This window comes from Sphingosinicella terrae (assembly GCF_003347635.1).
Classification (GTDB): domain Bacteria; phylum Pseudomonadota; class Alphaproteobacteria; order Sphingomonadales; family Sphingomonadaceae; genus Allosphingosinicella; species Allosphingosinicella terrae.
On sequence record NZ_QDFY01000005.1, the window covers coordinates 200,391 to 214,501 of the forward strand.

The following is a 14,111-nucleotide window of genomic DNA, read 5'->3' on the forward strand; positions in this document are numbered from 1 at the left end:
GGGGTGCGATTCTTTTCCGGCGGCTGAAGGGGGTATATTGAAGACGGGACTGAAGGCGGGAGCGTCGATGCTCGCGCTGTGCAGCGTCTTCATGAGCTCCGCCGCCTTTGCGCAGGATGAAGCGCCGACGGCTCCGCCGGCGCCGGCCGAGACCGCGCAGGGCGACGACAGCGACATCATCGTCACCGGCATCCGCGCCAGTCTCGAAAATGCGCAGAACATCAAGCGCAACGCCGACACCGTCGTCGACGCGATCACCGCCCAGGATATCGGCGCGCTTCCGGACCGTTCGGTCACCGAGGCGCTGCAGCGCGTCCCCGGCGTCTCGATCAATCGCTTCGCCGGCAGCAACGATCCGGACCACTTCTCGGTCGAGGGCTCCGGCGTCGTCATCCGCGGCCTCAGCTTCGTCCGCTCCGAGTTCAACGGCCGCGACACCTTCTCGACCGGCGTCTACGGCCAGGCGATCAACTTCGCCGACGTGCCGGCCGACCTGCTCGGCTCCGTCGAGGTCTACAAGAACCTGACCGCCGAGATGATCGAGGGCGGCCTGTCCGGCACGGTCAATCTGAACTCGCGCCGGCCGTTCGACAATGCCGGCTTCCATCTCGGCTTCAACGCGGAGATGAACTATAGCGACTTCTCCGAGCGCTGGTCGCCGGTCATCTCGTTCCTCGCCAGCAACACCTGGGATACGGGCATCGGCCGCATCGGGCTGCTCGGCAACATCTCCTATTCGCAGCTGCTGAGCCGCGCCGACGGCATCCAGGTCACCAACTTCCAGACCCGCGACGGCCAATATGCGCTCGCGGCGAACTCGGCGACGGCTTCGGTCTTCACCTGCCGCAATCGCCTTCCGGGCACCACCGATACGTCCCAGCTGCCTCCCACCGGCGCGGGTGCGCGCTGCAACGATGCGCAGCCGGCGGGAGCGGACGGCAATGCCGATCTGCTCAACGATCCCTTCTATGCGCCGATCGGCGGCCAGTTCCGCAGCCAGGATTATAATCGCGAGCGTCTCGGCGTGGCGGTGGCGGCGCAGTGGGAGAGCCTCGACCGGCGCGCCCTGCTGACGCTGCAATATCTGCGGACCGAGGCGGACCAGCGCTGGGGCGAGCATACGTTCGAGGCGGCGCCCGATCTCGCCGAATATAATACCTATCCGGCGGGCTGCCGGCAGAACGGCAACGGTCCCCAGACCTCGACCGGCGGTGCAACGACGCGCGCCGAGTGCCGGGTCAACGGCTCGGGCCAGTTCTTCTTCACCGGCAACGACCGGGGCAATGGCTACAATCCGAATCCGGGCGCCACGTACGCGAACTACGAATATGACGAGGACAACGTCTTCGAGAGCGGGTTCATCACCCTCCCGGGTTCGGGCTGGCGGACCGCGAACAGCGGCAGCGCCGCGACCCGCGTCCCGACCGGCGGCATCCAGCATTCGCTGTCGCGGCGCCAGGTCGACGACGAGAATATCGTCGCCGATTACGGCTTGAATTTCCGCTTCACGCCCGACGACCATTGGCAGTTCAACTTCGACGCCCAGCACGTCGAGGCGGAGCACAACAATCTCGACGTCAGCGTGTTCGGCTCGACCTTCGCCGATCAGGAAGTCGACATCACCGGCGGCATACCGCGGGTCGTTCCGCACAAGCCGCTGACCCTGTCGGCGACCTGGGCCGCGCCCAATCCGAACATGGCCGCGCAGAGCGACCAGGAATATTTCAGCGACCGGCGCTGGACGTTCTGGCGTGCGGCGATGGACCATGCCGAGCAGAGCCGCGGCGAGGAATGGGCGGCCCGCGCCGACATCGCCTACAATTTCAACAATGACGGCTTCCTGCGCCGCATCAAGTTCGGTGCCCGCTATGCCGACCGCGACCAGACGATCCGCTTCACCACCTACAATTGGGGCGCGATCAGCGAAGTGTGGTCGGGCGAGGCCGTGTTCATGGACCAGGCCGGCAGCGAGCGCACCGAATTCTACAATTTCGAGAATTTCTTCCGCGGCGATACGCCCGGACCCGTCGGCGCTTATTATTACAGCCGGGACCTGATCGGCGGCTATCGAGACGCGGCCGATTTCTTCAAGAGCCTCAACGACTATTGGCGCAACAACAATGGCGCCACGGCGGCGAACCGCTGGGTTCCCGTCTATGAGAGGGCGGGTGTCGTTCCCGGCACCAACTACCTGCCCGGCGACATCCAGACGGTGAGCGAGCGCAACTGGTCGGCTTACCTGATGCTGAGCTTCGGATCGGAGGAGCCGGTCTTCGGCAACGTCCGCCTCGAGGGCAATATCGGCGTCCGCTACGTCAATACGCGGCTGGACTCGGGCGGCGCCTTCGCGATCCCGACGGCGGGTCAGCTGGGTGTCACTCAGCCCTTCGACGTGCGCTGCGCCATTCAGGCGAATCCGCCGGGTGCTCCGCCGGGAACGCCGGCGGGCAGGCCGGGCGGAATCTGCAATCTCGGCGAGGCCGGATATGCGGAGCTGCAGGCCTTCGCCGGCAACGGCGTGTTCACAGCGATCAACTCGACCAACGACTATGACTATTTCCTGCCGAGCCTGAACCTCAAGTTCAGTCTCACCGACAATCTGCTCCTGCGCTTCGCGGCATCGCGGGCGCTGGCCCGGCCGTCGCTGGCCGACGTCAGGAACGTGTTCACGCCGACCTTCGACGCGAATACCGCCGGCCTGTCGATCGCCCGCGGCAATCCGTTCCTCAGTCCCGCCATAGCGGATCAGTTCGACCTGACCCTGGAATGGTATTTCGCCCGGGTCGGCTCGCTGACCGGCAACGTCTTCTACAAGCGGATCAAGAACTTCTTCTTCCAGAACGTCATTCCGCTCGAGCTGACCAACAACGGCATCACGCTCGAATTCGATGCCCGCGGTCCGGACAATGCCCCCAATACGGGCAAGGTCCAGGGCTTCGAGATCGCCTATCAGCAGACCTATGATTTCCTGCCGGGCTTCCTCGGCGGCCTCGGCATGAGCGCGAGCTACACGTTCATCGATAGCTCGGGCGTGCCCAACTCGCTGCTCAACGGCGGCAACCCGGTCAACGTGCCGCCGAACGGCATCTCGGGCAATCTGCCGCTCGAGCAATTGTCGCGGCACAACGTCAACGTCGCCGCCTTCTACGAACGCGGGCCGATCTCGATACGCGCCGCCTATAATTGGCGGTCGCGCTTCCTGCTCACCGCGGCGGACGTGATCTTCCCCTACTTCCCGATCTTCAACGACGAGACCGGGCAGCTCGACGCGTCGATCTTCTTCTCGATCACGCCGAACCTGAAGATCGGCGTCCAGGGCGTGAACCTCACCAACGAGGTGACGCGGACGCTGCAGCAATTCCAGCCGGGAGGGCTGATCGCGCCGCGATCCTACTTCGTCAACGACCGCCGCTTCGCCTTCATCCTGCGCGGCAACTTCTAGGAAGGGGCAGAAGGAACTCCGGCCCTCTCCGCGAGGAGGGGGCCGTTTCTTTGCCCGCTCGACCCGGAGCGGCTGCCGCTGCTACCCTTCGCTTCCCATGAACGCCGCCCCCCAGATTCTGAGCGAGATCGACCAGGCGGACCTCTCCGCCTTCCGCGAGGCGGTCGGCCGCTACGAACCGGTCGTCCTGCGCGGCCTCGTCCGCGACTGGCCCGCGGTCGGTGCCGCCGCCACCGCCGCCGGCGCGGTCGATTATCTCGCCCGCTTTGATCGCGGCCGACCGGCCGAGGCCTTCGTCGCGCCGCCGCAGACCGGCGGCCGCTATTTTTATGCCGACGATATGCGCGGCTTCAATTTCGAGCGGCGCTCCGGCCCGTTCGGGGCGATCGTCCGCGACATTGCCGGCCTGCCCGACCGCGACGACGTGCCCCGCGTCTATGTCGGCTCGGCGCCGGTGGCGGAGGTCCTTCCAGGCTTCGAGGCCGCCAATCCGATGCCGCTTCTGCCGCCGCCGCTGGCGCAGCCGCGCATCTGGATCGGCAACCGCTCCGAGGTCAGCGCCCATTTCGACCTGTCCGACAATATCGCCTGCGTCGTCGCCGGGAGGCGGCGCTTCACCTTGTTTCCGCCCGATCAGGTCGCCAACCTCTATGTCGGCCCGCTCGACCATACGATGGCGGGGCAGCCGGCGAGCATGGCGCCGGTCAAGGCGGCCGATCCCGATCGCTTCCCGCGCTTCGCCGAGGCGCTCGCCTCGGCACGGACCGCCGAGCTGGAGCCGGGCGACGCCATCTACATCCCCACTTTGTGGTGGCACCATGTCGAGGCGCTTTCGCCGTTCAACATCCTCGTCAATTACTGGTGGGAGGATGCGCCGGCTCATGCCGGCCGGGCCTTCGAGGCGATGGTCCACGGCATCCTCGCCATGGGCGACATCCCGGCCGAGCGCCGCGAGGCGTGGCGGGCGATGTTCGACTATTACGTCTTCCGCCGCGGCGGCGAGCCGGCCGGCCATCTTGCGCCCGAGCATCGCGGCATCCTCGGCCCGCCGACCCCGCAGCTGCGCGAACGCATCCGCCAGTTCCTGCTGCGCTCGCTCGGCCGCGGCTGATCCGGGCCGATCGGCTCCGTCTCAATTGCCCGGCGCGTAAGGCGTCCGGATCGCCCGGTAATGGTCCAGATCATGCGCCGGCGGCGCATAGCCGGCCGGGAAAGGCCGCCGCGACAGGCTCTGGAAGTACACGAGGCAGGCGTCGCGCCACCAGGTGGCTTCCCGCTCCTGGATGCGCAGGAAATCGCTGACCTCCGTATGACGTCTCGGGTCGACGCGCGGCGCCAGCGCCGCCCATTGCCGCTGCATTGCCCGCACCGCCTCGACGCCGCGCGAATAGCGGACCACCAGCTCGTCCCAGACCGTTCGGCCGGAGCGCGTGCGATGGTCCCAGGGCACGTGGTGGAACCACAGGAGAAAATCGTCGGGCACGCGGGCGCGGTCGCCGAAGATCGCCGCCACTTCCCGCGCATATTGGGCGACGGCATCGCTGCCGCTCGCCGTCCGGTCGAAGCCGATGCCCTCGCCGTCGGCGCGGTGGAAATAGGTCGGATTCCAATCCTCGCGCTCGAGGTCGTCGACCCACGGTCCCGGCCCGTAATGGTGGCCGGTCGCCATCAGATGATTGAGCCCGAGCGGAGTCATGTAGTCGACGACGGCCTGGTGCGATCCCATCATCATCTCGACGATCGGCGCGACCAACGCGGGATCGTTGCCCCAGGTCATCCGCGCCCATTCCTCGGCGATGTCGCGCGCGCCCAGCTGAGGATCCCAGGCGAGGCGGCCATAGGCAAACCAGTTGGCCTGGTCGAACTGCGATCCGGACCAGTTGCGGTCGTTGCCGATATTGGCGACCCCGGCCATCACCGTGTGGCGATAATCGTGCGCGGATCCGTCGATCACTTCGGCCACGGTCGTGCCGGCCGAGGGACGGAAGGTGTCGGCGTCCAGCACCTCCTCCCACATAGTGCCGAGATAGACGAGGTGGGTGGCGAAACCGAGATATTCCTTGGTGATCTGAAGCTCCATGGCCAGCGGCGTCTCCGGCATCGCTCCGAACAGGGGATGGAAGGGCTCGCGCGGCTGGAAGTCGATCGCGCCGTTCTTGACCTGGACGATGACATTGTCGCGGAAACGGCCGTCGAGCGGCTGGAACTCGCTATAGGCCTGCCGCGCCCGGTCCTCCGGCTGCTCGTTCGAATAGACGAAGGCCCGCCACATGACGATGCCGCCATGCGGCGCCACCGCCTCGGCGAGCATGTTGGCGCCGTCGGCATGGGTGCGGCCAAAATCCTGCGGGCCCGGCTGTCCCTCGGAATTGGCCTTGACCAGGAAGCCGCCGAAATCCGGGATGATGCGGTAGATCTCGTCCGCCTTGGCCCGCCACCAGGCGCGCACCCGCGGATCGAGCGGATCGGCCGTGTCGAGTCCGCCGATCGCCATCGGCGCGTTGAAGCGGGCGGAGAGATAGACGCGTATGCCGTAGGGCCGGAAGGTGTCCGCCAAGGCCGCCACCTTCTCGAGGAAGGGGGCGGTCAGGATGTCGGCGTTGGAATTGACGTTGTTGAGGACGGTGCCGTTGATGCCGATCGAAGCATTCGCCCGGGCATAATCGACGTAACGCGGGTCGCGATACTCGGGGAGCTTCTGCCAGTCCCACAGCGACAATCCAGCATAGCCGCGTTCCACGCTGCGGTCGAGATTGTCCCAATGGTTGAGCAGCCGGTGCTGGATCGCCGGCCGGTCGGATAGGTCGAGCCGGTCGATCGGCTGGCGGGTCTGGATCAAGCGCAGCAGCCGGAAGGCGCCGTAGAGCAGGCCGCTTTCGCCATTGGCCGCGATCACCGTCGCCTGCCTGCCGTCGATCGTGACGCTGCGGATCAGGTATCCCTCCTCGCCGAGCGGCGCCAGCGGCAGGTCGAGCCGGGCGACCGTCGCCGAGCTTCGCGGCGTGCCAAGGAGGATGGCGCCGTCGCCCGCAACCGCCCCGGCCCGTGCCGGCGAGGTCCCGAGCAGGCCCGCAAGCCCGCGCTCCAGTTCCGCGGCGGCGGCATCGATCGTCGGCGATCGGCCTTCGGTCACGATTGCGCCCGCCTGCGGCCGGTATCTTTGCTGCCATTCCGCTTCGACCGCCCGGTAGCGCAACCACAGATCGTATCCGTCCTCGGCGGGAGCCGCCGCCGGCGCCAGCGCAAGCAGGAGGAGGAACAGCAGGCGGATCAGGCTGGGGACGGACATGGCTCTCCTTTTCGGGCCGCGGCTTCCTTGACAGGCCCCGCGATTCTCTCGAATGTGAGCGCTACCATAAATGCACGGGCCCAGTCGTCGAAGAAGAAAATGACGGGCCGACCCGGGGAGAGGGAGCATGGCGCCTGCCGTCCGTTTCGGGCCCTTTGTGGCGGTCGCCGCGGCGGCCGCCTTCATCTCTCTTCTGATCGGCATCGCACCCGCGCCCGCGCAGCAGGGCGCAGGAGCCCCTCTCTACAAGCAGGCATCGGCGCCGATCGAGCGGAGGGTCGAGGATCTGCTCGGGCGAATGACGCTCGAGGAGAAGGTGGCCCAGGTCATCACCCTGCTCAGCACCAAGGCCGAGGTGATGGACGGCGCCGCCCGCTTCGACCCTGCCAGAGCCGACCAGGCCTATCCGCACGGCATTGGCCAGATCGCCCGGCCGTCGGACCGCCAGGCCGCCGCCGGCGCCACCGGCAACGTCATCGCCGGCCGCTGGCACGATCCCGCCGAGGCGGTCCGCTTCGCCAATGATGCGCAGCGCTGGGCGATGACCCGTACGCGGCTGGGCATCCCGATCCTGTTTCATGAGGAATCGCTGCACGGCTTCATGGCGCCGAACACCACCATGTTCCCCCAGGCGATCGCGCTGGCGAGCAGCTGGGACCCAAGCCTCGTCCGCCGCGTCAACGCGGTCATCGCCCGCGAGGTCAGGGCGCGTGGCGTCCCGTACGTGCTCTCTCCCGTGGTCGATATCGTCCGCGATCCTCGCTGGGGCCGGATTGAGGAGACGTTCGGCGAGGACCCCTATCTCGTCTCGGAGCTCGGCGTCGCCTCCGTGCTCGGTCTTCAGGGAGAGCTCGGCCCGGACGGCCGCCTCGGCCCCGGCCGCGTCTTCGCGACGCTGAAGCACATGACCGGTCACGGCCAGCCCCAGGCGGGCAACAACGTCGCGCCCGCACCCCTCTCCGAGCGCGAGCTGCGCGAATATTTCTTCCCGCCGTTCGAGGCGGCGATCCGGCGTGCCCGACCCGGGGCGGTGATGGCCTCCTACAATGAGATTGACGGCGTTCCCTCCCACGCCAGCCATTGGCTGCTGCGCGACGTGCTCCGCGGCGAGTGGGGCTATGAGGGCGTGTTGGTCAGCGACTATGCCGCCATCGAGGAACTGGCGACGCTCCATCATGTCGAGCCCGACATCGAAAGCGCCGCCGTGCGCGCGCTCGAGGCCGGCGTCGACAGCGACCTGCCCGATGGCCGCGCCTTCCGTACCCTGGCCGAATCGGTACGTTCGGGCCGGGTCGCCGAGGCGCGGCTCGACGAGGCGGTCCGCCGGATCCTCGCCCTCAAGTTCCGCGCCGGCCTGTTCGAGAACCCCTATGCAGGGGAAGATCCCGAGGCGCTGATCGACAATGAGGAGGCCCGCGCGCTCGCGCTCGAGGCGGCCCGCCGCTCGGTCGTCCTGCTCCGGAACGACGGCCTGCTGCCGCTCCGCCTGGGGCAGCACCGGCGGATCGCGGTGATCGGCCCCAATGCCGCCGTCGCCCGCCTCGGCGGCTATTCGGGTCATCCCGAGCGCCGGATCAGCCTGCTCGACGGCCTTCGCGCGCGCGTCGGCAATCGGGCCGAGATCGTTCACGCCCAAGGGGTGTTGATCACCCAGAGCGAGGATCGGTCTGCGCACGAGGTGCTGCTCGCCGATCCCGCCCGCAATCGCCAGCTCATCGCCGAAGCGGTCGAGACGGCGCGCGGTGCCGATCTCGTCATCCTCGCCATCGGCGATACCGAGCAGACCAGCCGCGAAGGCTTCGCCCGCAACCATCTCGGCGACCGCACCAGCCTCGACCTCGTCGGCGAGCAAGGCGAGCTAGCCGCGGCCCTCTTCGACCTGGGCAAGCCGGTCGTCGTCGTCGCGCTGAACGGCCGCCCGCCGTCCTGGCCGATGGTGGTCGGCCGCGCCAACGCCTTCCTCGAGGGCTGGTATGTCGGCCAGGAGGGCGGCACCGCCTTGGCCGAGATATTGTTCGGCGACGTCAATCCCGGCGGCAAGCTGCCGGTCACGGTGGCGCGCCATGTCGGCCAGATCCCGCTTTACTACAATCACAAGCCGAGCGCGCTTCGCGGCTATCTGTTCGACTCGACCGAGCCGCTTTTCCCGTTCGGCTTCGGCCTCAGCTACACGACCTTCGAAGTCGGCGCGCCGCGCCTCTCTGCCGCGCGCATCCGGCCGGACGGCTCGGTCCGGGTCGAGGTGGAGGTGCGCAACACCGGCCGCCGCGCCGGCGACGAAGTGGTCCAGCTCTATGTCCGCGACCGGGTGAGCTCGGTCACGCGCCCGGTCCGCGAGCTGCGCGGCTTCGAGCGGGTCACGCTTCGCCCGGGCGAGCGCCGCACCGTCCGCTTCACCCTGGGGCCGGAGGCCTTCCGATTGTGGAACGCGCGGATGGAGCGGGTGGTCGAGCCGGGAGAGTTCGACATCATGGTCGGCAACAGTTCCGCCGCCGAGGCGCTGCGCTCGGCCACCCTGACGATCGGATGAAGGCGCACGCATGGTCCTGACCCGCCGCGAGGCAATCGCCTCCACTCTCGCCGCCGGCCTCGTCGCCGGCGCCGGCCGCGCCGCCGCGCAGGCCGAGCGGCCGGAGACGCTTGATGCCCTGGCGCGGCGCAGCGGCCGGCGCTTCGGCTCCGTCGTCGGCGGCGGCCCGCGCGGTGCGCTCACCGGTTCTTTCGCCGATCCGCGCTATCGCGCGCTGCTGGTGAGCGAGTGCGGCGTCGTCGTCACCGAGAACGAGCTCAAATGGACCTGGATCCGGCCCGACGCCGCCAGCTTCCGGTTCGAGCCTTTCGACCGGCTGATCGCCTTCACTGAGGTGAGCGGCCTGCCGATGCGCGGCCACACTTTGCTCTGGCACCATCCCAACTGGATGCCCGACTGGGTGGCCAGCCACGATTTCGGCGCGCGTCCGGCCTCCGCGGCCGAGGCGATGGTGCGCGAGCATGTCGCGACCGTCTGCCGTCGTTACGGCCGGCGCATCCATTCCTACGATGTCGTCAACGAGGCGGTCGACAACCGAACCGGCGCGATGCGCGAGACCGCGCTCTCCCGCGCGATGGGCGGCGCCGAGCCGGTCGTCGATCTCGCCTTCCGCGTCGCCAAGGCGGAGGCTCCGGACGCGCAGCTCGTCTACAACGACTATATGTCCTGGGATCCGGACCGGGCCGCTCATCGCGCCGGCGTCCTGCGCCTGCTCGAGGGCTTCCGCCGCCGCGAGGTCCCCGTCGACCTGCTCGGCGTCCAGGCCCATATCGGCACCGGCACCTTCGCCGATTCCACCGGTTTCTCGGCCCGCGACGAGAGAGAATGGCGCCGCTTCCTCGATGACGTGGTCGCCATGGGCTACGGCCTCGCCATCACCGAATTCGACGTCCACGACCGCGATTTCGTCGGCGATGTCGCCGCGCGCGACCAGGCCGTCGCCGACATCGCGCGCGCCTATCTCGACATCATGCTCGATTATCCGCAGCTTGGCGACATCGTCCTTTGGGGACTCTCCGACCGCTATTCCTGGCTCCAGGACCGCGGCGCGCGGCCGGACGGCCTGCCCAAGCGCCCCTGTCCCTATGACGACCAATTCCAGCCCAAGCCGCTACGCGAGGCGATCGCCGCCGCGCTTCGCGGCGCCGGCTCGCGTCACCCGGCATGAGAACGAAATCGCACCTCCTCGTGACGCTGATTGCGGCGGCCGGCTTCTCCGCCGCGGCTGTGGCCGAGCCCAATCTGACGCTCCACGAGAAGGGCTATTTCCACCGGCCCGGCCTCGACGTCGTCGTCTTCAGCGACGTCTATCCGGAAGGTCACCAGACCGGGGTCACGGTCATCCAGCATGGGCGCCGCGTCGCCGCCAATGGCGACCTCCGCCTGGAGACTTCGCCCGGCCAATGGTCGCCGGTGCCGCGCGCCGGCGAGCGCCGGGTCGATCCGGCCACCGCGACGATCAGCCAGGCGCTTTCGTATCCCGACCCCGCGCGCGACGGGCGCGGCTTCAACCCCACTTTCTATCCCGATCTCGACCTCTCCTACCGCATCAGCGTCACCCCGATGGACGGTGACTCCTTCCGGATCCGCGTCGATCTCGACCGGCCGCTGCCGCGCGAATGGGTCGGCCGCGTCGGCTTCAACTTCGAGCTCTTCCCCGGCCATCTGTTCGGCAAGGCCTGGATGATGGATTCCGAGGCCGGCATCTTCCCCCGCCAGCCGAACGGTCCTCTGGTCCGCGAGCAGGCGGCGCCGGGCCCGCCGCCGCGCAACATGCAGGCGAACGGGCCGGTGCCATCGCCGGACGAGCCGCTGTCGGCGCCGCTCGCCGTCGGACGCAGCCTCGTCGTCGCGCCCGACGACGAAAGCCTGCGCATGCGGATCGAGAGCCGCAGCGGCGAGATCGCCCTCGTCGACGGCCGGTCCAACCACAATAATGGCTGGTACATCGTGCGCGGCGTCGTCCCGGCCGGCGCGACGCAGGGGGCTATCGAGTGGGTCGTCACTCCGAACGTCGTTGCCGACTGGCGATCCGATCCCGTCATCCAGGTCAGCCAGGTCGGCTACGCACCTAGGCAGCCGAAGCGGGCGGTCATCGAGCTCGATCCCCGCGACGCCGCCCGGCCGCCGGTCCGCCTCTTCCGCCTCACCGAAAGCGGCCGCGAGGAAGTGCTGACGCGCGCGGCGGAGGCCTGGGGCCCGTTCCTGCGCTACGATTATCTCACCTTCGACTTCACGGAGGTGACCCGGCCCGGCCTCTACGTCGTCGAATATGGCGACCGCCGGTCCCACGCCTTCGAGATCGCCGAGGACGTCTATTCGCGTCACGTCTGGCAGCCGACCCTCGAATATTTCCTGCCCGTCCAGATGTGCCACATGCACGTCGCCGACAAATATCGCGTCTGGCATGGGATCGACCATCAGGACGACGCGCTGATGGCGCCGGTCGGGCTCAATCATTTCGACGGCTATGTGCAGGGGGATGCGACGCTCACCCGCTTCCGCCCGGGCGAGCGCGTGCCCGGCCTCGATGCCGGCGGCTGGCACGATGCCGGCGATTATGACCTGCGCGTCGAATCGCAGATGGGGACGGTGTGGCTGCTCGCCCGCATGGTCGAGTTATTCGAACTCGATCATGATGCGACCGCGATCGACCAGCAGCGCCGCCGCGTCGAAATCCATGTGCCGGACGGCCGCAACGACGCGCTCCAGCAGATCGAGCATGGTCTCCTGTCGGTGCTCGGCGGCTATCGCGCGATGGGGCGGCTCTATCGCGGCATCATCGCGCCGAGCCTCAGACAGTATGTCCATCTCGGCGACGCGGCGACGATGACCGACAATCTGCCCGGCCGGTCGGTCGAGGGCCTCGGCAACGACAATCTCGGCAATCCGATCGCCGCCGACGATCGCTGGGTCTTCACCGAGGACAATCCGACCCGCGAGCTCCGGGCCGCCGGCGGTCTCGCCGCCGCGTCGCGGGCGCTGCGCGCCTCCGATCCGGCGCTCGCCGCGGAGGCGCTGGCCGCTGCCGAGGCGATCGCGCTGCCCGCCCTCGATCGCAGCGACGATATCTCGGCGCGCGTCTTCGCGCTCGCCGAGCTCATCCAGGCCACCGGCCGCCGGGATCTGGTCGCCCGGCTGGTCGCGCTCGAGCCGCAGATCCTTGCCGATGTCGAACGGGCCGCCTGGCCGATCGCGTCGATCCTTCCCCGGATCGGCGACCGCGGCTTCAAGCGCCGTCTCGCCGCCGCGGTCGGCGACCATCAGCGCGGCGTCGCGACCTCGGCGCGCACCGACTCGCCTTACGGCGTTCCCTATCGTCCCGACATCTGGGGCGCCGGCTGGACCGTCCAGGAGCGCGGCGTCCGCCAATACTTCTTCCATCGCGGATGGCCCGAACATGCCTCGGCGGAAAGCTGGCTGAGCGCGCTCGATTTCGTCCTCGGCGTCCATCCCGGCGAGAACAACATGTCCTTCGTCTCCGGCGTCGGCGCCCATTCGCCGACCACGGCCTATGGCGTCAATCGCGCCGACTGGTCGCACATACCCGGAGGCGTGATCTCGGGCACGGCGCTGATCCGGCCGGACCTGCCCGAGCTCAAGGTCTGGCCCTTCTTCTGGCAGCAGACCGAATATGTGATCGGCGGCGGCGAGGCCAATTTCATGTTCCTCGCGCTCGCCGCCGATCGCCTCTACGCGGGGGACAGGCGGTGATGATCCTGAAATGGCTTGCCACGATCGCGGCGCTGGCTCTGGCCGCTCCGGTGCAGGCGGCGGGCGTCGAGATCCGCGACTATGGCGTGACGCGGGCCGGGCAGCCTGTGCGGGAATACACGCTGCGCGGTCCTGACGGAATGGTCGTCCGCTTTCTCGATCTCGGCGGCATCGTCACCGCGGTCGAGGTGCCGGACCGCGACGGCAGGATGGAGAATGTCGTCCTCGGTTTGCCCGATCTCGCCGCCTACGACACGCGCAACCAGGATTATTATTTCGGCGGCATCGTCGGTCGCTATGCGGGCCGCATCGCCAATGCCCGCTTCACGCTTGATGGCCGCGAGGTCCGGCTCCAGGCAAATGACGGCCCGAACAACCTTCACGGCGGAAGCCCCAATTTCATCACCCGTGCCTGGCGGGTGGAGCCGCTGCCGGGCGCGGAGCCGGGCGCCGTGCTTCATTATTCCAGCGCGAATGGCGAGCAGGGCTTTCCGGGGCGGCTCGACGTCGCGGTGACCTACCGGGTCCTGCCCGGCAACGCGCTTCGCATCGACTATCGGGCGACCACCGACGCGCCGACGGTCCTCAATCTCACCAATCACAGCTATTTCAATCTCGGCGGCGCCGATGCCGGTCCCGTCTTCGGCCACAGGATCCGCATCGACTCCGATCGGATCGTCGCCGTCGGCGACGGCGGCATCCCCACCGGCGAGCTCGCGCCGGTCGCCGGCACGGTCTTCGATTTCCGCGCGGCCCGCTTGCTCGGCGGCTGCGGGGGAGGGGAGATGCCGCAGACCGGCGGCGTCTGCGGCTACAATCACAGCTGGTGGCTCGGGGAGCCCACCGTCGAGCCCAGGTTCGCCGCCCGCGTCACGGACCCGGCCTCCGGCCGCACCCTCGAGGTGCTGACCACCGAGCCGACCGTCCACGCCTATGTCGCCAACTATTTTCCCGGCACCGATCGCGGCGCCGCCGGCATCGTCCTCGAGCCTCATACCGGTCTGGCGCTGGAGACTCAGCATCTTCCGGACGGCCCCAACCGTCCCGAATTCCCCTCGACGATCCTGCGGCCGGGCGAGACCTTCCGCTCCACGACCCTCTACCGCTTCGGCGTGGAAGCGGACTCGGACTGATTC

At 68.4% G+C, this 14,111-nt stretch carries 7 protein-coding genes; 6 read left to right on the forward strand and 1 reads right to left on the reverse strand.

What is annotated here, in order from left to right; translation table 11 throughout:
* The first annotated feature begins 37 nt into the window (after positions 1–37).
* The gene (locus tag DDE10_RS12885) at positions 38–3,442 is read left to right on the forward strand and encodes a TonB-dependent receptor (RefSeq protein ID WP_284734640.1); all 3,405 of its coding nucleotides are present in this window, start codon (positions 38–40) and stop codon (positions 3,440–3,442) included.
* Positions 3,443–3,539: 97 nt separating this feature from the next.
* Positions 3,540–4,553 carry a cupin-like domain-containing protein gene (locus tag DDE10_RS12890; RefSeq protein WP_114953181.1) on the forward strand — a complete coding sequence of 338 codons (1,014 nt, stop codon included), beginning with the start codon at positions 3,540–3,542 and terminating at the stop codon, positions 4,551–4,553.
* 21 nt (positions 4,554–4,574) lie between these two features.
* On the opposite strand, the gene DDE10_RS12895 is transcribed toward DDE10_RS12890, so the two are convergent.
* Positions 4,575–6,731 carry an alpha-glucuronidase family glycosyl hydrolase gene (locus DDE10_RS12895; protein ID WP_114953182.1) on the reverse strand — a complete coding sequence of 719 codons (2,157 nt, stop codon included), beginning with the start codon at positions 6,729–6,731 and terminating at the stop codon, positions 4,575–4,577.
* A 127-nt stretch (positions 6,732–6,858) separates the two neighbouring features.
* On the opposite strand from DDE10_RS12895, the gene DDE10_RS12900 reads away from it, so the two are divergent.
* From DDE10_RS12900 to DDE10_RS12915, 4 genes are read left to right on the forward strand one after another with little or no spacing between them, the layout of a single operon-like run.
* A complete protein-coding gene (locus DDE10_RS12900; RefSeq protein WP_114953183.1) occupies positions 6,859–9,261 on the forward strand; it encodes a glycoside hydrolase family 3 N-terminal domain-containing protein in 2,403 nt (800 codons plus the stop codon).
* Positions 9,262–9,271: 10 nt separating this feature from the next.
* Entirely contained in the window at positions 9,272–10,429 is a 1,158-nt protein-coding gene (locus DDE10_RS12905) for an endo-1,4-beta-xylanase (RefSeq protein ID WP_114953184.1), read from the forward strand.
* Positions 10,426–12,975 (forward strand): cellulase N-terminal Ig-like domain-containing protein, encoded by a 2,550-nt coding sequence (locus DDE10_RS12910; protein WP_114953185.1) that lies wholly within the window; start codon positions 10,426–10,428, stop codon positions 12,973–12,975. The genes DDE10_RS12905 and DDE10_RS12910 overlap by 4 nt, the downstream gene beginning before the upstream one ends.
* Entirely contained in the window at positions 12,975–14,108 is a 1,134-nt protein-coding gene (locus DDE10_RS12915; RefSeq protein WP_114953186.1) for an aldose epimerase family protein, read from the forward strand. Before DDE10_RS12910 ends, DDE10_RS12915 begins: the two co-directional genes overlap by 1 nt.
* The last annotated feature ends 3 nt before the right edge of the window (positions 14,109–14,111 follow it).